The 18,599-nt window shown below is 61.0% G+C and carries 24 protein-coding genes, 2 tRNA genes and 1 riboswitch; of the genes, 17 read left to right on the plus strand and 9 right to left on the minus strand.

Annotation, left to right across the window (positions count from 1 at the left end):
* Nucleotides 1-138: 138 nt before the first annotated feature.
* The 4 genes from I6E73_RS06270 (at nucleotide 139) to I6E73_RS06285 (ending at nucleotide 3,717) form a co-directional block, all read left to right on the plus strand.
* On the plus strand, nucleotides 139-1,524 hold the full coding sequence (locus I6E73_RS06270; protein WP_197123930.1) for an MFS transporter: 1,386 nt from the start codon (nucleotides 139-141) through the stop codon (nucleotides 1,522-1,524).
* An 80-nt stretch (nucleotides 1,525-1,604) separates the two neighbouring features.
* Nucleotides 1,605-2,156, plus strand: a complete 552-nt coding sequence (locus I6E73_RS06275; RefSeq protein ID WP_197106011.1) for an OsmC family protein — start codon at nucleotides 1,605-1,607, stop codon at nucleotides 2,154-2,156.
* 181 nt (nucleotides 2,157-2,337) lie between these two features.
* Nucleotides 2,338-3,366, plus strand: a complete 1,029-nt coding sequence (locus I6E73_RS06280) for an alpha/beta hydrolase (RefSeq protein WP_197123932.1) — start codon at nucleotides 2,338-2,340, stop codon at nucleotides 3,364-3,366.
* A 54-nt stretch (nucleotides 3,367-3,420) separates the two neighbouring features.
* A complete protein-coding gene (locus tag I6E73_RS06285; protein ID WP_197123934.1) occupies nucleotides 3,421-3,717 on the plus strand; it encodes a DUF1905 domain-containing protein in 297 nt (98 codons plus the stop codon).
* Between the two features lie 43 nt (nucleotides 3,718-3,760).
* On the opposite strand, the gene I6E73_RS06290 is transcribed toward I6E73_RS06285, so the two are convergent.
* Genes I6E73_RS06290 through I6E73_RS06305 form a run of 4 tightly spaced genes read right to left on the minus strand, consistent with a single transcriptional unit; the run spans nucleotide 3,761 to nucleotide 5,982 of the window.
* On the minus strand, nucleotides 3,761-4,180 hold the full coding sequence (locus I6E73_RS06290) for a DUF1761 domain-containing protein (RefSeq protein ID WP_197106008.1): 420 nt from the start codon (nucleotides 4,178-4,180) through the stop codon (nucleotides 3,761-3,763).
* 47 nt (nucleotides 4,181-4,227) lie between these two features.
* Nucleotides 4,228-4,977: a cytochrome c biogenesis CcdA family protein gene (locus tag I6E73_RS06295; protein WP_197123936.1), complete on the minus strand. Its 750-nt coding sequence runs from the start codon at nucleotides 4,975-4,977 to the stop codon at nucleotides 4,228-4,230.
* 6 nt (nucleotides 4,978-4,983) lie between these two features.
* Nucleotides 4,984-5,484, minus strand: coding sequence for a thioredoxin family protein (locus I6E73_RS06300; RefSeq protein ID WP_197123939.1), 501 nt, complete (start codon nucleotides 5,482-5,484; stop codon nucleotides 4,984-4,986).
* Nucleotides 5,485-5,541: 57 nt separating this feature from the next.
* The gene (locus I6E73_RS06305; protein ID WP_197123941.1) at nucleotides 5,542-5,982 is read right to left on the minus strand and encodes a hypothetical protein; all 441 of its coding nucleotides are present in this window, start codon (nucleotides 5,980-5,982) and stop codon (nucleotides 5,542-5,544) included.
* Nucleotides 5,983-6,128: 146 nt separating this feature from the next.
* Here I6E73_RS06305 and I6E73_RS06310 point away from each other — a divergent pair, with 146 nt between their 5' ends.
* From I6E73_RS06310 to I6E73_RS06330, 5 genes are all read left to right on the plus strand, one after another.
* Nucleotides 6,129-6,752, plus strand: coding sequence for a hypothetical protein (locus tag I6E73_RS06310; RefSeq protein WP_197123943.1), 624 nt, complete (start codon nucleotides 6,129-6,131; stop codon nucleotides 6,750-6,752).
* A gap of 35 nt (nucleotides 6,753-6,787) precedes the next feature.
* The gene (locus tag I6E73_RS06315; protein ID WP_307784238.1) at nucleotides 6,788-8,155 is read left to right on the plus strand and encodes a glucose-6-phosphate dehydrogenase; all 1,368 of its coding nucleotides are present in this window, start codon (nucleotides 6,788-6,790) and stop codon (nucleotides 8,153-8,155) included.
* Entirely contained in the window at nucleotides 8,152-8,646 is a 495-nt protein-coding gene (locus tag I6E73_RS06320) for an SRPBCC family protein (RefSeq protein ID WP_197123945.1), read from the plus strand. The genes I6E73_RS06315 and I6E73_RS06320 overlap by 4 nt, the downstream gene beginning before the upstream one ends.
* Nucleotides 8,647-8,748: 102 nt before the next feature.
* Entirely contained in the window at nucleotides 8,749-9,192 is a 444-nt protein-coding gene (locus I6E73_RS06325) for a VanZ family protein (RefSeq protein ID WP_197123947.1), read from the plus strand.
* Nucleotides 9,189-10,034, plus strand: coding sequence for a DUF3097 domain-containing protein (locus I6E73_RS06330; protein ID WP_197123949.1), 846 nt, complete (start codon nucleotides 9,189-9,191; stop codon nucleotides 10,032-10,034). The genes I6E73_RS06325 and I6E73_RS06330 overlap by 4 nt, the downstream gene beginning before the upstream one ends.
* 18 nt (nucleotides 10,035-10,052) lie before the next feature.
* Here I6E73_RS06330 and I6E73_RS06335 read toward each other — a convergent pair whose 3' ends face one another.
* Nucleotides 10,053-10,979 (minus strand): LLM class F420-dependent oxidoreductase, encoded by a 927-nt coding sequence (locus I6E73_RS06335; RefSeq protein ID WP_197123951.1) that lies wholly within the window; start codon nucleotides 10,977-10,979, stop codon nucleotides 10,053-10,055.
* A 26-nt stretch (nucleotides 10,980-11,005) separates the two neighbouring features.
* A riboswitch (TPP riboswitch) is annotated at nucleotides 11,006-11,114 on the plus strand.
* A 33-nt stretch (nucleotides 11,115-11,147) separates the two neighbouring features.
* Between I6E73_RS06335 and I6E73_RS06340 the strand changes: the two genes are divergently transcribed.
* The 4 genes from I6E73_RS06340 to I6E73_RS06355 are packed head-to-tail and all read left to right on the plus strand — an operon-like array spanning nucleotide 11,148 to nucleotide 14,476.
* Nucleotides 11,148-11,780 (plus strand): ECF transporter S component, encoded by a 633-nt coding sequence (locus I6E73_RS06340; RefSeq protein ID WP_197123953.1) that lies wholly within the window; start codon nucleotides 11,148-11,150, stop codon nucleotides 11,778-11,780.
* The gene (locus tag I6E73_RS06345) at nucleotides 11,777-13,216 is read left to right on the plus strand and encodes an ABC transporter ATP-binding protein (RefSeq protein ID WP_197125182.1); all 1,440 of its coding nucleotides are present in this window, start codon (nucleotides 11,777-11,779) and stop codon (nucleotides 13,214-13,216) included. Before I6E73_RS06340 ends, I6E73_RS06345 begins: the two co-directional genes overlap by 4 nt.
* The gene (locus tag I6E73_RS06350) at nucleotides 13,213-13,968 is read left to right on the plus strand and encodes an energy-coupling factor transporter transmembrane protein EcfT (protein WP_197105998.1); all 756 of its coding nucleotides are present in this window, start codon (nucleotides 13,213-13,215) and stop codon (nucleotides 13,966-13,968) included. The genes I6E73_RS06345 and I6E73_RS06350 overlap by 4 nt, the downstream gene beginning before the upstream one ends.
* Nucleotides 13,961-14,476 carry an ATP-binding protein gene (locus I6E73_RS06355; protein ID WP_231599669.1) on the plus strand — a complete coding sequence of 172 codons (516 nt, stop codon included), beginning with the start codon at nucleotides 13,961-13,963 and terminating at the stop codon, nucleotides 14,474-14,476. The genes I6E73_RS06350 and I6E73_RS06355 overlap by 8 nt, the downstream gene beginning before the upstream one ends.
* Here I6E73_RS06355 and I6E73_RS06360 read toward each other — a convergent pair.
* Nucleotides 14,473-15,063: a hypothetical protein gene (locus I6E73_RS06360; RefSeq protein WP_197123955.1), complete on the minus strand. Its 591-nt coding sequence runs from the start codon at nucleotides 15,061-15,063 to the stop codon at nucleotides 14,473-14,475. The two genes, I6E73_RS06355 and I6E73_RS06360, sit on opposite strands and share 4 nt — an antisense overlap.
* Before the next feature lie 70 nt (nucleotides 15,064-15,133).
* Nucleotides 15,134-15,484 (minus strand): metallopeptidase family protein, encoded by a 351-nt coding sequence (locus I6E73_RS06365; protein WP_197123957.1) that lies wholly within the window; start codon nucleotides 15,482-15,484, stop codon nucleotides 15,134-15,136.
* A gap of 230 nt (nucleotides 15,485-15,714) precedes the next feature.
* Between I6E73_RS06365 and I6E73_RS06370 the strand changes: the two genes are divergently transcribed.
* Nucleotides 15,715-17,004 (plus strand): CotH kinase family protein, encoded by a 1,290-nt coding sequence (locus I6E73_RS06370; protein ID WP_307784240.1) that lies wholly within the window; start codon nucleotides 15,715-15,717, stop codon nucleotides 17,002-17,004.
* A gap of 100 nt (nucleotides 17,005-17,104) precedes the next feature.
* Here I6E73_RS06370 and I6E73_RS06375 read toward each other — a convergent pair.
* Both I6E73_RS06375 and orn read right to left on the minus strand, forming a co-directional pair.
* Nucleotides 17,105-17,180 (minus strand) — tRNA-His (locus I6E73_RS06375).
* Nucleotides 17,181-17,226: 46 nt separating this feature from the next.
* On the minus strand, nucleotides 17,227-17,847 hold the full coding sequence (gene orn, locus I6E73_RS06380; RefSeq protein ID WP_197123968.1) for an oligoribonuclease: 621 nt from the start codon (nucleotides 17,845-17,847) through the stop codon (nucleotides 17,227-17,229).
* A 67-nt stretch (nucleotides 17,848-17,914) separates the two neighbouring features.
* On the opposite strand from orn, the gene I6E73_RS06385 reads away from it, so the two are divergent.
* From I6E73_RS06385 to I6E73_RS06395, 3 genes are all read left to right on the plus strand, one after another.
* On the plus strand, nucleotides 17,915-18,193 hold the full coding sequence (locus I6E73_RS06385) for an oligoribonuclease (RefSeq protein WP_197105993.1): 279 nt from the start codon (nucleotides 17,915-17,917) through the stop codon (nucleotides 18,191-18,193).
* The gene (locus I6E73_RS06390; RefSeq protein ID WP_197123970.1) at nucleotides 18,171-18,473 is read left to right on the plus strand and encodes a co-chaperone YbbN; all 303 of its coding nucleotides are present in this window, start codon (nucleotides 18,171-18,173) and stop codon (nucleotides 18,471-18,473) included. Before I6E73_RS06385 ends, I6E73_RS06390 begins: the two co-directional genes overlap by 23 nt.
* Nucleotides 18,474-18,507: 34 nt before the next feature.
* Nucleotides 18,508-18,580 (plus strand) — tRNA-Arg (locus I6E73_RS06395).
* The last annotated feature ends 19 nt before the right edge of the window (nucleotides 18,581-18,599 follow it).

Raw genomic sequence — 18,599 nt, forward strand, 5'->3', positions numbered from 1 at the left:
TGTTTGATTTGGAGCGCGGGCGGCATACACTGGAATGGCACCGCAGCCGCCAGTGTGAGCGCGTGATTATCCGCCGCACCGACGAGGAACCATCCGTTCCGTCTGCAGTAGCTTCGTACTACTGAAGAGCTCAACACCATGACACGCAACATCCCCGTGGGCGCAACCACTGGCCCCATTTCTGTACCCACGAGCATTTTTTCTGCGCACCTGCGATGGACAACGATCGGGGCGTTCGCCCTGATCTTCTTGGGCGCTTTTGAAACGCTCGCGGTTACTACGATCATGCCGACGATCAGTCGTGATCTGAATGGCCAAGCGCTCTATTCGGTCGCGTTTTCCAGCACGCTGGCAGCGAGCGTGATCGGAATGGTGCTTGCTGGTCAATGGTCTGATCGCACGGGGCCAGCCAAGCCGTTGATCGCCGCAATGGTGGTTTTCACCCTGGGGCTGCTGGCGGCAGGCTTCGCCGGAACGATGGGCATTTTCATCGCCGGGCGCTTTCTGCAGGGCCTCGGCTCCGGAGCCCTCATCGTTTCGCTCTATGTGGTTGTCGCACGGTTATATCCGGCGGCGCTGCATCCGAAAATCTTTGGGCTCTTCGCTTCCGCGTGGGTGTTGCCCTCGTTGATCGGCCCACCTCTTGCGGGTGTCGTTGCTGAGCAGATCAGTTGGCACTGGGTGTTCTTTGGTGTCGTGTTTCTGGTGCTGGCGGCGGCATCCGCGATTTTGCCTGCGATTCGCATCCTGATGAGTCAGCCGGTGGTGCCCGCCGAGAAGTCGTCGGGCGGCCGCGCTGTGGTGTGGGCGATCGTTGCGGCCCTGGCGGTGATGGGCATCAGTCTCGGTGGTGAACGCGACGGGGCGCTCGCGTGGCCGCTGGCCGGGGGAGCGTTCGTGATCGTCATCATTGCGCTGCGGCCATTGCTGCCGACAGGTTCGTTGAGCTTCCGCCGCGGACTGCCCGCCACGATCGTGTTGCGCGGCTTCTTCGCTGCTGCCTTCTTCTCGACCGAGGTCTACCTGCCTTACCTGCTGAACGAACGTTACGGTCTGCCCGCCTGGGCGGCCGGTCTCATCCTCACCGTCGGCGCGGTCTCGTGGGCGGTGGGCTCAGCGCTGCAGGGGCGACTTCCCGAATCCATTTCTCACGGCCAGGTCGTTGTTGCGGGCGCGCTCTTGCTCAGCGTCGGCATCGCTACCCAGTTCATCACTGCCTATTTCATGCTCTCGCTGTGGGTGGCTGCAGTGGGGTGGCTCGTCGCGGGCGCCGGTATGGGCATCACGTTCCCGCGGCTCTCCACCCTCGTGCTCAGCCATTCCAGCGCTCGAGACCAGGGTTTCAATAGTGCTGCGCTGTCGATTTCGGATGCCGCTGGTGGCGCCATTGCGATCGCCTTCAGCGGTCTCGTCTTCGCTGCCGTCGGCGGGCTCGTGGACGGGGCGGGCTTCGTCGCTGCGCTCGGTCTCGCCGCAGTCGTGGCTATTGCTTCCGTGCCGGTCGCACTGCGCGTTCGCACGTAATAAATCTCTTTGTTAAGCACTGTTTCGGTCTGTTACGGCGTGCTCTCGCGACCGCCGCGGATTGCGATTACCGTCGCCGCATGACACTTCTCACGAATGAAACCACGACCATTGATCTCGCTGCCGACCGTGCAGCCCGACTCACCGCTGCCGGCGCTGCCTGGAACTCGCGAATTGCTGCCAAGCCAGCCGCAGCCGAACTCACGTACGCCGTCACCGGCAAGGGGGTCGGCTCTGTCGGCACCGTACTCAAGGCAGGAAAGCATGTCTTCCACATCGACGAGCCCGAGGGACTCGCCGGGGATGATGTTGCCGCCAGCCCCGTTGAGATTGCTCTTGGCGCGCTGATCGCCTGTCAGGTAGTCGTCTTCCGTCTCTACGCTCAGGCGCTAGACATCCAAGTAGATGACATCTCGGTCAAGGCTGAGGGTGACCTCGATGTTCGCGGCCTCTTCGGAATCGACGAGAACGTGCGCAACGGCTTCGGCGCCATCCGTCTCTTCGCGACCATCACCGGTCCAGAGTCGCAGGAACGTTACGACGAGTTGCGTGACGCAGTCGACGCCCACTGCCCCGTACTCGACCTGTTCGCGAACCCCACCTCAATCACCACTCAGGTGGTCAAAGGCTAAGGGCACCCCATGATGATGCCCTCTGACATGCTCGACCGGTAGCTCAGGCTACCGGTCGAGTTTTTTAACTCCCGTGCCGGTTGAGGCCCGCACTGCCAGCCAGCACAACCGCACAATCCCGCCCCGAACGGGGTAGACCGTTTCGCGCCGCCAGCTTCAGCACGCCCCCTACGCTGGAGATATGAGCCGCACAACCGAGCCACGTCCCTGGATTAAACGTCGCTCGAGTCAGATCGGCTTAGTCGCTTTGTCTCTCGGTATTGCTGCTGCTCTCGTCTGGACGCTGAGCCCCTGGCCCGCAGCACTGCTCATCCGGGCGATGTTCGAGGCCGATGCCTCCAAGGTTGTCGCCGAGATGGAAGGCCACGCCACGACTGTTCCCCTCACCGCGACGCTGGATGAGGTGTACGGCGATGCGGGCGCGGAGACCTCGCTCGATGTCTATTCTCCCGCCGCGTCATCCGGCCCCCTCGCGACTGTCGTCTGGATTCACGGTGGTGCCTGGATCTCGGGCGACAAGTCGAACATCACCCCCTACGCCCGCAATCTGGCCGCCGAGGGATTCACTGTTGTCGCGGTGAACTACACGGTGGCGCCCGATGCGATCTACCCCACTGCGCTCACTCAGCTGAACGAGGCGATGGGCTATCTCGTTGACAATGCTGAGCGCCTGCAGATCGATCCCGACAACATTGTGTTCGCGGGAGACTCTGCTGGTTCTCAACTCAGCGCCCAACTCGCCACGGCCATCACGAACCCCAGCTATGCGACGACGCTCGGGCTCACACCAACCCTGAGCGCTGACCAACTGAGCGGAGTCATTCTCAATTGCGGCATCTATGACGTCAGCGGCATCCCTAATGCTCCGGGGCTTGGCGGTTGGGGTTTCCGCATCGCGTTGTGGGCGTACATCGGCGACAAGGACTGGTCTGATCAGCCCGGTGGCGACGAGATGTCGGTCATTGACGATGTAACGGCTGACTTTCCGAGCACGTGGATCTCCGGTGGCAACGCTGATCCGCTCACCCCCTCGCAGTCGGTGGCCTTCGCTGACGCCCTCGACACTCTCGGGGTCGACACCACACGTGTGTTTTACGCGGACGATCACGCCGCGCAGTTGCCGCACGAGTACCAGTTCCACCTTGATTTTGAGGATGCTCGCTCTGCATTCGACTCGACGGTCGCCTTTGTGAAGTCCGTCGAGCAGTAACTCGCCAGTAGCTCGTCAATATCGCGACTGCAGACTGTCGAGTACGCTCAAAGTATGAAGCCCGAGTTCGAGTTCACGTCTGAGATCACGCCGTGGTCGTCGAAGCCGAGCGTCTATTTTGTGCAGGTGCCGCCGGATGTCGGAGCCGACGTTAAAGAGATCCCGTCACCGCCGCGGGGGTTCGGTGCCGTCGCGGTAGAGGTCACTATTGGCTCCACCACGTGGACGACGTCGATCTTTCCCAACAGCAGCGTGGAAGACAGCTTCTTCCTCCCCGCGAAAGCCGCTGTGCGCCGCGCTGAGGGTCTAGAGCTCGGTGACACGGTTCAGGTGGCTATTCAGCTGATTTAGCGGGCTGCAGCGCGCGTGGTAGCCGCTGCGGTGTGGGCAAGGGCTACGCCGGCCACACCCCGATGATGATCGCCATAACCACAATCGTCACGAACTCGTGGCTCACATTCAACACGGTGAGGCCGTTGGGGCGCCCATCGAACTGGTCGTGAGTGATGAAACGTGCCGCGGTGAATCCGCCCCACAACACGATGCTGGTCAAGACCGTGTTGAGAAAGAAGCTTCCGCCGTAGAAGTCAGAGGCGATGAACGCGGCGCCGGCAAGAATCCAGGCCGTAAAGAAACTCACGATGACCGTGACCACAATTGGTCGAACGGCATCCGCGGTGTTGCCGCTGGGGGTGACGTTGGCCGCTTTCATCCAGTAGTTACCAAATACGCGCGGGGAATACCAGATGGTGCCGACGATCATGCTCGATAGCGTCGCAAGAATGACGGCGATGTAGTTAATTTCGGGAACCATGACAACCTCCGGTCGATAACGGTCACCGAAGCCTACTCTCCGAGCGACTAGCCGGTAATGCTCTCTTCGAACCGTTGAATCGGGTCGTACCAGCCCTGCTCGAGCACGTAGCTCTGGAACTGCTTGTCGAGGCCCAGAATTACCGCGAGACCAACCACTAGCAGAATGATGCCGATCACGCGCTTGAAGACACCGTTGGGGTTGGCGAGCCAGCCGAGTTTGCGAGCGAATGCCTGACCGAGAAACGCGATCATGAGCAGTGCGACGGCGAGGCCGATGGCATACACCACGATGTAGAGCAGGCCCTCTGCGAACGAGACCGGCAACACTGTGGCCAAGATGAGCGCATAGGTGGGGGAGCAGCTGCTGAAGGTCGGGCCGAGTGCTGCACCGAGCATCACATCTCCGCCAAGACCGCCGCGCGAATACGAGCGGTTCATGACAGCGTTCGCCCGGTTCTGGATGCCGGTGGCGAGCATGAATCGTTCCCACAGCGCCGGGAACACCAGCGTGAGTCCGAAGATGATGAGGATGCCGCCGGCAATGATCTGCCACACCAGCTGCGGGATTCCCAGCAGAGCTGTCGTTGCTTTGAGCAGCAGGGTGAAGATGATCACCGACCCTGCGAGGCTCACCGCGATAACCACAGGGCGGAACCACTGGCGTTCAGCCACCGTGGAGTCACTACTGGTGCGCGCGATCGAGCCACCCACGATGACCGGCAACAGTGGCAGCACGCAGGGCGCAGCAACCGTCAGAACTCCCGCCACAAACGAGAGCAGAATCAGGCTGAGCATCGGGGCCTAGCCGAGGGCGGTGAGAACCGCGTTCAACGTGGGTTCGACGGTCGCAACAAAGTTGTCTTGTACCTTTTCGCCGTTGGCATCGACCTCAACGAACGTGGTCTGCTGGGTAACGCCGTATTCGGCGCGGAGATCCTGGTTGGTGTCGTAGTCGACCTTCACGATCGTGATTCCAGAGGGAACGCCCGAAGCCTTGATGTCGCCGTCGGCGGAGACGCACTGGGGGCACCACGTGGCGTGGAAGAACAGGATGACGCGACCATCGGCATCCGCAATGGCCGAGGGGCTGTAGTCGACGTAGTCACCGCCGCCATCGTTCTCGATGGCAACAGCGTCGTCGGTCTCGGCGCCGGAGTCGCTTGAGCTCTCCGAACTTTGAGCTGCGCTGTTAGCGGCAGGCGACTCGCTAGAGTCGTTCGAGTTCTGGGCTGAGACGATCCAGACTGCTGCAATAACAACGACGGCAAGAGCAACAATGACCGCGACAATTCGCTTGTTCATGCCTCTAGTAACGCACGCGGCCTCAAAATACTTCCGCGGCTGGCGAAATTTCTCTGGTTATACCCAGACTTCAGCGGTGTGCGAATACAGCTTGAGATCGCCGAAAGTCAGGGCACCTGTGAATCTGGCTCGCGTATACGGGAGCAAAACCATGAGCGCTGCGCCCGCTTTGTGCTCGACTCTCACTTCAATGGCGTCAGACTTGAGCGACGCAATTCTCGTGTTCGAGACGATGGCGCTGCAGCGAGAAATGGCCGCCATCTGGCGCAACTGAGTCACGGTTTGCGCAATCAGTTTCTCGGCATCTAGGTGCTTCTTCTTCAATGCTTCGTCAGCAGTCATTTCAAGCACCCGGCCGCTGCCATCCGTCATCAGCGCGAACGTCATGAACTCACTCGCATGGCCCAAATGGCTTCGTGCCACATTGAGCGCAGAGTCGAGAATTCGATCAACGTCAGCCTGCTGCTCGGCGTTGAGCGCGTCCCTCCACGATTTCATATTCCAAACCGTAGCGACTCTCACACCCGCTTGTCCTGCGAAGCGCCCAAATCACCCGCGTTTTGGTGTCAAGACTGATTCTCACGTTGTGCACTCGATTGCGCCGATTTTCCACGTTCGTCGCACCGCTGCGCTAACGTCGAACCATGCAAAAAGCGCAGCTAACCAGTGCACAGCGGGGCCATTCTCTTGTTGCGGGAGCGGTTGCCCACGCCTTCTTCGCTGTGGGTTGGCTCATGCTCGGCTTCGTCGCCCTCGGCGGGGGACTCACTCTGCTCGTCGGTGGCACAGCAGCGGGAGTGAGCGGTCTCTTTGGCGATGTGCCGGCGGTGCGTGACGTGGTGAGCGGTGCGGGCAGTGTGATCGGCACCGTGATTATCGTGGTCGCCATCGTCGCGCTTCTCTTGGTGGCGCTCGCTGCATTTGCGAGCATGTTCTTGCTCAAGCGCGGCGGCGTTCGCAAACCGTGGCAGGTCACCTTCCAGTCCCTCGGCATTGTTGCGCTGCTCGATGTCCCCCTCTTTGTGGCCTATCTCACGATCGCGGCGAATGTCACCGACTCTGCTGTTGGCGGCACGGTTCTTCTCGGCCCCGTCGTCGGTATCCTCGGCTCCGCCATTGTCGGCGCCCTGGTCTGGTGGTGGATGGCATGGTCGCGTCGTGGATCAGCATCCACATTTGCTGGTGTCACAGCTACGGCATCCGCGACCGCCGTTCCGACTCAGCAAGCACCGAGCGTCGATGGGGATACTGGCAGCCACGAAAAGTAGTCGTTCGAGTTTCAGCAGTATCGAGCAGAGAGTGCATGATGACGGCACGGATTGAAACACTGATCATCCTCGGAGCAGGCGGAGACCTCACGTCGCGCTTACTCTTGCCCGGCCTTGCGTCATATCTGGGCGGTGGCGAAGCGCAAAAACTCACTCTCATCGGCGTGGATCGTCAAGAAATGGATGACGCGGCCTGGCAGAAGCGCGTCGCGACATCGTTTGCGGCTCAGGCTTCGCCCGCTGCTGACGCCGTGGCCAGTGCAGCGCACTACGTGCAGGCCGACGTCACTGACGCGCAACAAGTGCGCGACGTGATCGAGTCGGCTACCGGCCGTGTGGCGTTGTATTTCGCCTTGCCTCCGGCGGTCGCCCATCAGGTTGTTTCGGTGTTGGCGACCATTGATTTGCCCGAGGGGATTGTGCTTGCCCTTGAGAAGCCCTTCGGAAGCGATGAGGCCAGCGCTCGTGATCTGAACCGCGTGTTGCAGACGATCGTGCCAGAACAGCAGGTCTTCCGGGTTGATCATTTCTTGGGCAAGTCGACGGTGCTGAACCTTATCGGTTTGCGGTTCGCTAACCGTGTCTTCGAGCCGCTCTTGGCCGCACCTAATGTGGCAAAGGTCGAGCTAATTTTTGATGAGGCGCTCGCGCTCGAAGGTCGGGCTGGCTATTACGACCGCGCCGGCGCTGTGGTCGACATGATCCAAAGCCACTTGCTGTTGGTGATGGCGCTTACTGCGATGGAACCACCGGCGAGCGTGAGCTCAGAAGACTTGCGGGGGTCGATGGCTCAGGTGCTGCGAGCAACGCGCGTGCAGAGTATCGACGGCACGTGCGCTCGCCGTGCGCGCTACACCGCGGGCACGATCGGCGACCGCAGCCTTCCCTCGTACGGTGACGAGAAGGGCGTGAACCCTGATTTCGGCACGGAGACTCTGGCTGAGGTCACGTTTGAGATCGATAACTGGCGTTGGGCTGGTGTGCCGTTTGTGTTGCGCTCGGGCAAGGCCATCGGCAATGCCCGTCAAGATATCGTGATTACCTTCGCGCCGGTTCCGCACCTTCCCTACGGCCTCACGGGCAGCGAAGATCCCGCGAAGCTCACTATTTCAATCAAGCCGGCAACTCTCGAACTCGATCTCATCGTGAATGGCGCTGGCGATCCGTTCACGCTCGACCGCACGCAACTCACGACCACCCTCGGCGCCCCGGCCATGAGTGCCTACGGCGAAGTGATTGCATCTCTCGTTGAGGGGGATCCAGTGTTGTCGGTGCGCGGAGATGTCGCTGAACAGTGCTGGCGAATTGTCGCTCCCGTGCTCGAGGCATTCCGCACTAATCAGGTTCCTTTGGAGGAGTACGAGGCGGGTTCGTCCGGCCCGGGATCGTGGGAGTCAGCATGACCAGCACCGGCCGTCGTGGGGTGACCGCAACCGCGCAGGCCCGCACACGAGCGAGCGCCCGCCAGGCCTACGACTACTCGGGACCGCTTGACCCTGCGCAGTTCTATCCTCGCTTCGGCCCCTTGCCGGCGGTCGTCACTGTGCTCGAGCAGTCCGGAACGTGGGATGCTGTCGGTCACACCCGACGATTAGTGCTCTCGGATGGTGGTCACGTGGTTGAGACGATTACCAACGCGGATTCTCCCGAACTTTTTGCTTACGAACTCAGCGACTTCCAGAAGCTTTTTGGCCTGCTCGTTTCGGGGGCGCGAGCAGAATGGCGGTTCGATGACCGTTCGACCGGTTCGCGCATCCGCTGGTGCTATACCTTCTTCGCGAAGCCGGGGCGAAGCTGGATCGTGTGGCTGATCATTCGCCTGTGGTGGGGGCGTTACATGCGTCGGGTGTTGCCGCCAATTGCGCGTGAAGTGGAGCGGCTCGCGGCTCGCTAGGGGAGCGCAGTTACCGAATCGTTGCCATAAATGGCGCTGTTCACATCCTGCTTCCACCCTTCTCACAACTGGCGCAAAGATGCGCTTGTGACAATGGCTGGTATGTTCCGATCGAGATTTGCCGTTGCGTTAGCCGCAGCGCTCTACTTCGCCGCCCTGGCGAGTCTCGCTTTCGTGATCGCTCCGGGCAGTAACGGTCGCTTCTGGATCTGGACCACCGTTGCGTTTATCCCCGTTGGTATTTTCTTGGTTGGAATGTTCGGTCGTCGCCGTTGGTGGGCAGCACTCGCCTTCAGCATCGTTGCCGCAGCGTGGCTCGAAGCCGCCCAGACGGTGTGGATGCCCGTCGGCTACGCGGATGTCGTTGACATTCTGCTCGCGGCTATCGGTTCCGGAATCGGTGTTTCTTCCGCCGTGGGCATCGCGCTCTGGCGAGAGCATGCCCAACGCCCGGCAGCCACCTTCGCGCAACCGTCGACGAACCTTGCGAGCTCCCGTCGCGCCTCCGCCAGCAACTCGGCGGCACCGCTTAACCTCGATCGGTGACTGACGACCGCTATTCCCACGACGTTCTCGCTGACTTCTCGATCAAACGCGGGCCAGCAGTGCTCCCGAAGGTTCCGATCGAATCCGGGATGGTCGTCGAGGTAATCGCTGACGGTTACGTGGGTGCCCTCGTTGGTTTTGCGAACGGGCTCATGGAACTCGAAGACCGTCGCGGCAGTGCGCGAGCGTTTCCTCTCGGCAGCGGCTACCTCATCGACGGCGTGGCGGTAGAGCTCGTCAAGCCCGCGCCGAAGGCTCCCGCCGCCCGCAAAACAGCCTCAGGGTCGTTTGCGGCCCCCGAGCAGCGTGCCCGCACCGCGCTCGCGAGTCGCATCTATGTCGAAGGCCGCCACGATGCGGAACTCGTCGAAAAAGTGTGGGGTGATGACCTGCGCGCCGAAGGCGTTGTCGTCGAATTCTTGGGCGGTATCAACGACCTCGAGAAGATCGTCGCCGACTTTGCACCCACCTCCGACCGCAAGTTGGGAATCTTGGTCGATCACCTTGTTCCTGGCTCGAAGGAGAGTCGAATTGCGGATGCCGTGGGGCGCGGCAAGTACGGCCAGTACGCGCTCGTGGTCGGGCATCCATTCGTCGATGTGTGGCAGGCCGTGAAGCCACAAAGCCTCGGAATTGCTGCCTGGCCATCGGTGCCGCGCACGATCGAGTGGAAGCACGGCATCTGCGAAGCATTCGGCTGGCCGCACGAAGACCAAGCCGACATTGCTCGGGCGTGGCAGTTCATTCTGTCGAAGGTCACCAACTTCGGTGACCTTGAGCCAGCGCTCTTGGGGTGCGTTGAACACCTCATCGACTTTGTCACGGTCGATCAGGACTCCTAAAGCGGCCCCGCAGCACTATCAGTCGAGCTGGGGAATCACTTCGCGGGCGAGGAAGTCGAGCTGGTCGAGATCGTGGAAGTCCATGATTTGGAAGTACACGCGTGTGAACCCGAGTGCCTGCAGCTCTGAAATTTTGTCGACGACTTCGCTGGCAGTTCCCGCGAAGCCGCCAAGACGCAGGTCGGCGGGAGTTGCGTTGGCTGCGGTAGCGCGCGTCTCGACCTGAGCTTCGGTGGCGCCGACAGCGGTCGTGCCGGCAATGGAAAGCACGAGCGTGGCGGGGTCGCGGTCGAAGTGCTCGCACGCGGCACGCACGCGGTTGATGCGCTCCTTCAGCGGTGCGATGGTTGCAAAGCCCGCGTTGTATTCGGCGGCAAACTGAGCGGTGAGCGCCGGCGTACGGCTTGGACCACTGCCGCCGATGATGATCGGCAATGGGTTCTGCACGGGCTTCGGCAGCGCGGGCGACTGGCTCAGCTGGTAGTGCTTGCCCTCATACGAGAAGGTCTTTCCGGGCTCCGTTGCCCAGATGCCGGTGATCACGTCGAGCTGCTCCTCGAGCATCCCGAATCGCTTCGCCGGGAACGGGATGCCGTACGCAGCATGTTCGCGCTCGAACCAGCCGGTGCCGAGCCCCAGCTCCACGCGGCCGCCCGACATGTCGTCGACCTGAGCCACCTGAACGGCCAAGATTCCCGGATGCCGAAAGGTCGCCGAGGAGACGAGCGTGCCCAAACGAATCGTCGAGGTTTCGCGCGCCAGCCCTGCAAGAGTCGTCCAGGAGTCCGTTGGACCAGGCAGCCCGCCGTTGCGGTCATCCATCGTCACGTAGTGGTCAGAACGGAAGTAGCCGTTGAAACCGAGCTTCTCTGCGGCTTGCGCGAGAAGAAGCTGATTGGTGTAGCTGGCGCCGTTCTGAGGTTCAGTGAAGATGCGGAAGTCCATACGCCGAGCCTATTGATGATTAGACTGGGTGGCGAACACGGGAGTCCGGTGAGCCGGGCTGAGAGGGAGCTTCTCCAAGCTTCGACCGTCGAACCTGATCTGGATCATGCCAGCGCAGGGAGCAGACACTCTTGAAACCCGTGCCATTCACTAGTGAAAGGCACGAAAGTGACCACAACAGCACCATCCTCATCCACGTCCACCCCGACGAAGCCCGGATCGCGTTTTCAGTGGCGGGTGATCGACATCGTCGTGGCGAGCGTTATTGGCGTCGCAAGCGGTTTGATCTTCGTCGTCTGGAATGTCGCCTCCACGCCGGCTCTCGCTCCCTTCGCGGCGCTCCTTCCTGGCCTGCAGGCCGTTGGCGGTGGTTTCTGGCTCTTCGCCGGCGTGCTCACCGCACTCGTCATCCGCAAGCCGGGTGCCGCGATTTACGGAGAGATGGTCGCCGCCTCCGTGTCGGCCCTTATCGGTAACCAGTGGGGTGTACTCACGCTCGTGAGCGGCTTCACACAGGGCATTGGTGCCGAGATCGTCTTCGCTGCCTTCCTCTACGCCAACTGGCGCGTCAGCGGTGCGATTCTTGCGGGCGCCGGTGCCGGCCTCGCGATGGCTATTACTGACTTGCTGCTCTGGTACCCGGGATCAGCGCTTCCCTTCATCATCATCTACACGATCGCCGCCATCGTCGGCGGGATGCTCATTGCTGGCCTCCTGTCGTGGCTCGCGACACGCGGTATTGCCGCAACCGGAGCGCTCAACCGCTTTGGTGCTGGCCGCGAGATTGCGAAACGGGTCTGAGCCCCACCACGCCTGTTGGCGTCACCGTCGCAGGATGGGGGTGGCGCCATTCCAGCAGGCTCGCTTGGGCGGTACGCGGTCTCGATCTGCGTATTGAACCGGGCGAACGCGTGTTACTCCTCGGCGAGTCCGGGGCGGGAAAGTCAACGTTTCTGCATGCCCTCGCCGGGGTAGTCGGCGACGACGAAGGCGAAACAGAAGGTTCCCTGCTCGTTGCGGGCGAGCATCCGGCCGCCCATCGTGGGCGCACCGGTCTCGTGATTCAAGACCCCGACAGCCAGGTGATCTTGGAGCGCGTCGGAGACGACGTTGCGTTCGGTTGTGAAAACTTGGGTGTTCCGCGCGACGAAATCTGGATTCGTGTGCGTGACAGTCTCGCCTCCGTCGGCCTCGAGGTTGCTCTCGACCGCAACACCAGTGCGCTCTCGGGCGGTCAGAAGCAGCGGCTCGCGCTCGCCGGGGTGCTGGCCATGCGACCCGGTTTGATCGTGCTCGACGAACCAACCGCCAATCTCGACCCCGCGGGGGTGACCGAGGTTCGGGATGCCGTCATCCGCGTCGCCGAGGCAACCGGCGCCACGATTGTGGTTGTCGAACACCGCGTCTCGGTGTGGAGCGATGTTGTTGATCGCATCGTGGTGCTCGCCGCCGGAGGGGGAGTCATCGCCGATGGCGCACCCGCCGACGTTCTCGCGCGGCAGGGTAAAGAGCTCGCCGCTCGGGGAGTCTGGATCCCGCAGTTTCCGCCACCGCGCCCGGTGCGGGCAGTGCGGGGCCCGCAACACGCGCTCCTCAGCGCTCAGCAGTTGACCGTGGGTCGCGGCAAAGAAGCCCTGGGGGCTCCGCTCGACCTCCAGATCATGAGCAGCCACGCTCTGGCAATCACCGGCCCCAATGGCGCAGGCAAGTCAACGCTCGCGCTCACCCTTGGCGGGCTTTTGTCGTCCGTCAGTGGTGCTGTCGTGGCGAGCCCGGCGCTCGCGAATGGAGCGGGCGAGCATCCGATCCGCTGGAAGTCGCGTGAACTGCTCACCCGTATCGGCACCGTGTTTCAAGATCCCGAGCACCAATTGCTGACGAGCACAGTGCGCGCAGAACTCGAAGTGGGCCCGCGGGCATTGAAGCTCCCCGAGAGCGAAGTGGATGCTCGCGTCGACGAGTTGCTCACCCGGTTGCGCCTTGACCGGCTAGCCGACGCCAACCCGTTCACTCTCTCGGGCGGCGAGAAACGTCGCCTGAGCGTCGCTACAGCCCTCGCTACGCGCCCGCAGGTGCTCGTGCTCGATGAACCTACGTTTGGGCAAGATTCGCGCACCTGGAGCGAATTGCTCGCCCTGCTGGCACGACTCGTGGATGACGGAAGCAGCGTAATCGCCGTCAGCCACGATCTCGATTTCGTCGATGCACTCGCCGACTCAACGGTCGTGCTCGAATGATCCCTATCGCGTCGGTGAATCCCGTGGCCAAACTAGGAGCAGGGCTCCTCGTGAGCCTGTTCTTGCTCGCCACGATCGACTGGGTGTCGGCCACGACCGCGCTCGTGCTCGAGCTTGCCATCATCGCGTTCTTCGGGATTGAGCCGAAACGATTCTGGCTGCGCACTTTGCCGGTGTGGGTGGCGGCGCCGCTGACCGCTCTCACGATCCTGCTGTATGGCCGCTATGACGGCACCGTGTACTTCGAATTCTTGTTGATCAGAATCAGTGATGGTTCGATCGAGCTCGCCCTCGCGACCTTCTTGCGGGTGCTCGCGATCGGCCTGCCCGCCGTCGTGTTGTTCATCTCGATCGACCCCACCGACTTCGCTGATGGCCTCGCTCAGCGACTTCGACTGCCCGACCGCTTCGTTGTTGGCGCGTTAGCAGCCGTGCGCATGGTCGGGCTCTTTCTCGAGGATTGGCGCTCTCTCGAACTAGCCCGTCGCGCTCGTGGCGTGGCAGACCGTGGTCGCCTCCGCCGTATCGCCGGTCAGGGTTTTGCGTTACTTGTGCTCTCGATCCGTCGAGGCAGCAAACTGTCTATTGCGATGGAAGCGCGCGGTTTCGGCGGCGATACGACCCGCACGTGGGCCCGGGAGTCGCCGTGGGGGCGGGCTGAATGGCTCACGCTGCTCGTGGGTCTGCTGATCGGCATTACCGCTACAGTCGTTGCCGTGCTCACGGGAAGTTGGAATCTCATTGTTGGCTAGCGCGCAGCCGCCTGCTCCGCGCTGGCGGTGTCTTATCGACGGTCGCTCTGGTTCGGGCAAGACCGAACTTGGCCGCGCCATGGCCGCAGCCTGGCCAGAGGTTCAGCTAGTGAAACTCGACGACTTTTATCCCGGCTGGGATGGCTTGGATGCCGCTAGCGCCCTCGTTCCGCGCATCCTCACCGAGTTGCGGTGGCAAGAATGGAACTGGCTCACCAACGAGCCGGGGCCTTGGCACGAGCTCGACGGCGATCGCCCCCTCGTGCTCGAGGGAATCGGTGCCCTGAGCCGCGCATCCGCCCCTCTCGTCGACCACAGCATTTGGGTCGAGCTCGACGACGCCTCACGCAAGAAGCGGGCCCTCGACCGCGACGGAGACACCTACGCCCCACATTGGGAGCGGTGGGCACGCCACGAGCTCCGCTTTATGGCGCGCGAGAACCCCCGTGAACTGGCGGATGAGACGCTCGACGGTGTCGATATCTCACGCTGGTTCGCTGGGCGTTAGTTGGACTTGTTCCACACCTGAATGAGGTCGGTTCCGCGCGGGTTGACCGTCATCACGTCCCCTTCGCAGGTGAGCACTAGCCCGAGCATGTCATCGAAGTCGCTGCGGGGAATCGTGTACTTCAACTCTTCGACAGGCTCATCGGCGAGCACTGCCGTGGTATCGACCGTGTAATCGGAGATGTCCCAGTCGCGGGGGATCGCGACATCCACGTTGATGAGGGCCTTGCCGACGACGGTTCCCGTGTAGGACTGGGTGATCGTCATGACTTGATCTGTCTTGGGCTCAGCGCTAATTGTGAACACGAGGTCTGACTCGATCGTGAGAGCACCAGTGCTCTCCCACGTGAGAGTTTGTCCGCCGCTAGGTTCAACAGCCTTCGCCGGAACGTCTTCAGCGGGTAGTTCTGCCAGAAGCTTTTCAGCGAGATCAGCAGTGTCGAGCGTCCACGTGTGACCCATCGCGCACAATTCCATGGCCGTAGGCGGCTCGCTGGTATCGGCGGGTTCGATCAGTGCGCAACCAGACAGCACCAGCAGTGCGGCGGGGGCCATCAACAACGCACTCGCGCGCTTGCTCGAAATCATCAATCCTCCTGAGGTTCGTGACACTCACGAAATCCTACGCGGTCAGGACCGGATGTCGGCTCACCGACCGCTAGGCCCAGCCGAGTTCATGCAATTGCTCGTCATTGATGCCGTAATAGTGGGCGATTTCGTGCACGAGAGTGATGTGAATCTGTTCTTTCAGCTCGTCGAGCGACTCGCTCACGGCCAGCAGTGGTTCCCGAAACAGGACGATGCGGTCGGGCAATTCGCCAAAGCCGTACTGACCGCGCTCGGTGAGGGCAACACCGTCGTACAGGCCGAGCACCGAGAGCGACCCATCGTCGGGGCGATCTTCGGTCACAAATACGACGTTCTCAAGCCTCTCAACGATCTCGTCAGAAAGTGCATCAAGACCTTCGACAACGAGCGTCTCGAACTGTTGGGCATCGAGATTCTCCATAAACCCAGCTTGCCAGCTTCTGCTGGGAGAAATGACAGTGCGCTCTCCGGTGAAACTCCCGTTGTGGTCTTAGCAAACCGATAGAAACTTTCTTTAGCGTCGCACTCATGCAAAGAAAAAAGTTATGGGGCGTAGTCAGCACTACCGTCGTTCTCACTCTTACACTCGCGAGCTGCTCCGTGGGTTCGACTGACACGGCAGGAAGTACAGGGACCACCGACTTTGTGAACGTGAGTCTCACGACTGAAGCGGACTCGTTTTTCGACTCTGCTGTTGTCCACTCGATCGAAATTGACGTCGATAGCGACGAGGTTCTGGCGATGGTCGAGACGTATCTCGATTCCGGCGATAAGGAGTGGCTGGAAGCGACCGTGGTTATCGACGGCACGACCTACGAGCAGGTGGGAATCAAGCTCAAAGGAAACTCGAGTTTGCGCGGAGTAACCGCGGACACTCCCATTGAAGAATTGCCCTGGAGAATTCGTCTCGACAAGTATGTTGACGGACAAAGCATCGAGGGAGTCACCGATGTTGTGGTGCGCTCCAACAACACTGAGACCTCACTGAACGAGGCTGTTGCTCTTGAGACGTTGAGCGCGGCTGGGTTGGCGAGCGAAGAATCAGTTGCGACACGGTTCTCCGTGAACGGAAGCGAAGAGACTCTGCTTCTCACTGTCGCGGTGCCGAACCAATCATGGATAGAACGAAACTACGAGGCCGGCTTGCTGCCCTCGGATGATGGCATCCTCTGGAAGGCAGAGAGCGAAGGCGATTACTCCTGGTTAGGTGACGACCCGGAGCTCTACACGGACGTGTTTGATCGCGAGGCCGGAGATGATGACTACGAGCCCCTAGTCGACTTTCTCGATGTCGTAAACAACACGACAGACGAAGAGTTTGTCGATCAACTTTCCGACGTTCTCGACGTGGAATCCTTCGCGCGCTATCTCGCGGTTGAAGATCTCATTGACAACTTTGACGACATTGATGGGCCTGGCAACAACTCGTACCTGTATTACGACCCAGATTCTGGACTCATGTCAGTCCTCGCCTGGGACCATAACTTGGCGTTCGGCACGGTAAACGAAGCCGGCGGCGCTACCGCGGGCGGCGCAGCACCTGAAGGTGAGCTTCCCGAAGGTGAGCGTCCGGGCGGCGCCGCTGAGGGTGCTGCTCCCGGAGGCTTGCCTGCCGAAGGCGGCGGGGATGCCGCAGGCGGTGGACAGTCTCAGCAAGGCAACAACATTCTGACAACACGGTTCACAGAAACTCCGGAGTTTGCTGCGATGTACGAGGATGCGCTCGACGAGTTGCAGGAGGAGATTTTCGAGAGCGGGCAATTTGCCAGCATCGTGGAGTCGCGCTCCGAAACGCTTGCTGACGAGGCAGCTGATCTCATCGACGGCGCAGTGCTGGAATCCGAAACGGAAGCGATACTTGCCTACTCGTCCGGTGAAGTGCAAGAAACCACGGCAGGGCAAGGCGGTGCTCAAGAAGGCACGCGACCGGGCGGTCGATGATTCATAGGTCGCTCGCTGCAGGGCGCCGGTAAAAACAAAAATGAGGCCCAACCCCTCGCGAGACATCGTGCTCGTCTCGAGGGGTTGGGCCTCATTATCTTGGGGTGAACGACGGGGCTCGAACCCGCGACTTCCGGCTCCACAAGCCAGCGCTCTACCAACTGAGCTACGCCCACCAAGGTTGTTTTTCGCCCTGCGGCGATAAGCAACTGTATAAGTGTATTACAACCGCGGAGCGAATCCAGCCACTACGTCAGCAGAAATTGCTTGAACCTGTTCTGTCGTCGGTCCTGGCTCGCCCACAAAGACCGCTTTGCGGTAGTAATCGAGCTCACGAATCGATTCGAGAATGTCGGCAAGAGCCCGATGTCCTCCGTTTTTGTCTGGGGCGTTGAAGTACACGCGCGGGAACCAACGCTTCGAGAGCTCTTTGATCGACGACACATCGACGCTGCGGTAATGCAGGTGAGTGTCGACGCGTGGCATGTACTTGGCCAAGAAGGTGCGGTCGGTGCCAATGGTGTTGCCGGCCATCGGGGCGGTGCGGGCGTTGGGCACGTAGCGCACGATGTACTCGTTCACGGCGAACTCGGCGTCAGCAAGAGAAACCCCGTTGGGCATCTCTTCGATGAGTCCGCTCGAGGTGTGCATGGCGGTGACGAACTCGCCCATATTTTCGAGAGCAGCCTCACTGGGCTTGATGACAATCGTCATACCCTCATCGACGGGAACGAGGTCGTAGTCGGTGATCACCACCGCAACTTCGACGAGTTCGTCGATTTCGACATCCAATCCCGTCATCTCGCAGTCGATCCAAACCAGATAATCAGCGTGTGATGCCATGACCCGATTCTACCGCTCCTGAAATGTCACCAGCGTTCGTCCACTCTTGTCTGGTAAACCTGTGGTCATGAGCGAATCAACCCCCACTCTCGCGCACGGCGACGAGTACATCGTGTTTTTTGTCGGCGGCCCGTACAACGGCCAGAACGATACGCGTATTGCGACCGAGGAGGGATGGGATGATTATGTGACGCTGATCGCTGCAGACGCTGTAGGTTCCGAAACGCAATTGCGTTACGAATCTCCGGTAGCGAAGCAGGTCGGCGACAAAGTCCACGTGACATATACGTGGGATCAGGCCGATAGCGACCCTCTGGAAGACCTTGACGAACGAAACGACCTCTAACAACAGCATCTCTGAACAGCCAACGGTGCTGTTCTTTTCGTCTGCCTTTTGTGACCCGTGTGCGACGGCGCGCCGAACCCTCGACGAGGTGGCGCGCCTCGTGCCGGCGGTGACCTATGCAGAATTGGATGTCGCGCGTGAGGCAGAGCGAGCCGAGCAGGCTGGCATCACCTCTACGCCCACCATCGTGATTGTGTCTGCGCAGGGCGAAGAAATTTTTCGCGCTCAGGGTGCGCCAACGCTCAACCAGATGCTGGTGGCGCTCGCGAAAGCCATCTAGCGACTAACGCGCTATCGTTTAACGCGTATACCCCGCCCTCGTAGCTCAGGGGATAGAGCAGGAGCCTTCTAATCTCTTGGCCGCAGGTTCGAATCCTGCCGAGGGCACCGCATCGAAGGGGATGGT

Origin of the sequence: Salinibacterium sp. SWN248 (assembly GCF_015864575.1) — a bacterium.
Lineage (GTDB): Bacteria > Actinomycetota > Actinomycetes > Actinomycetales > Microbacteriaceae > Rhodoglobus.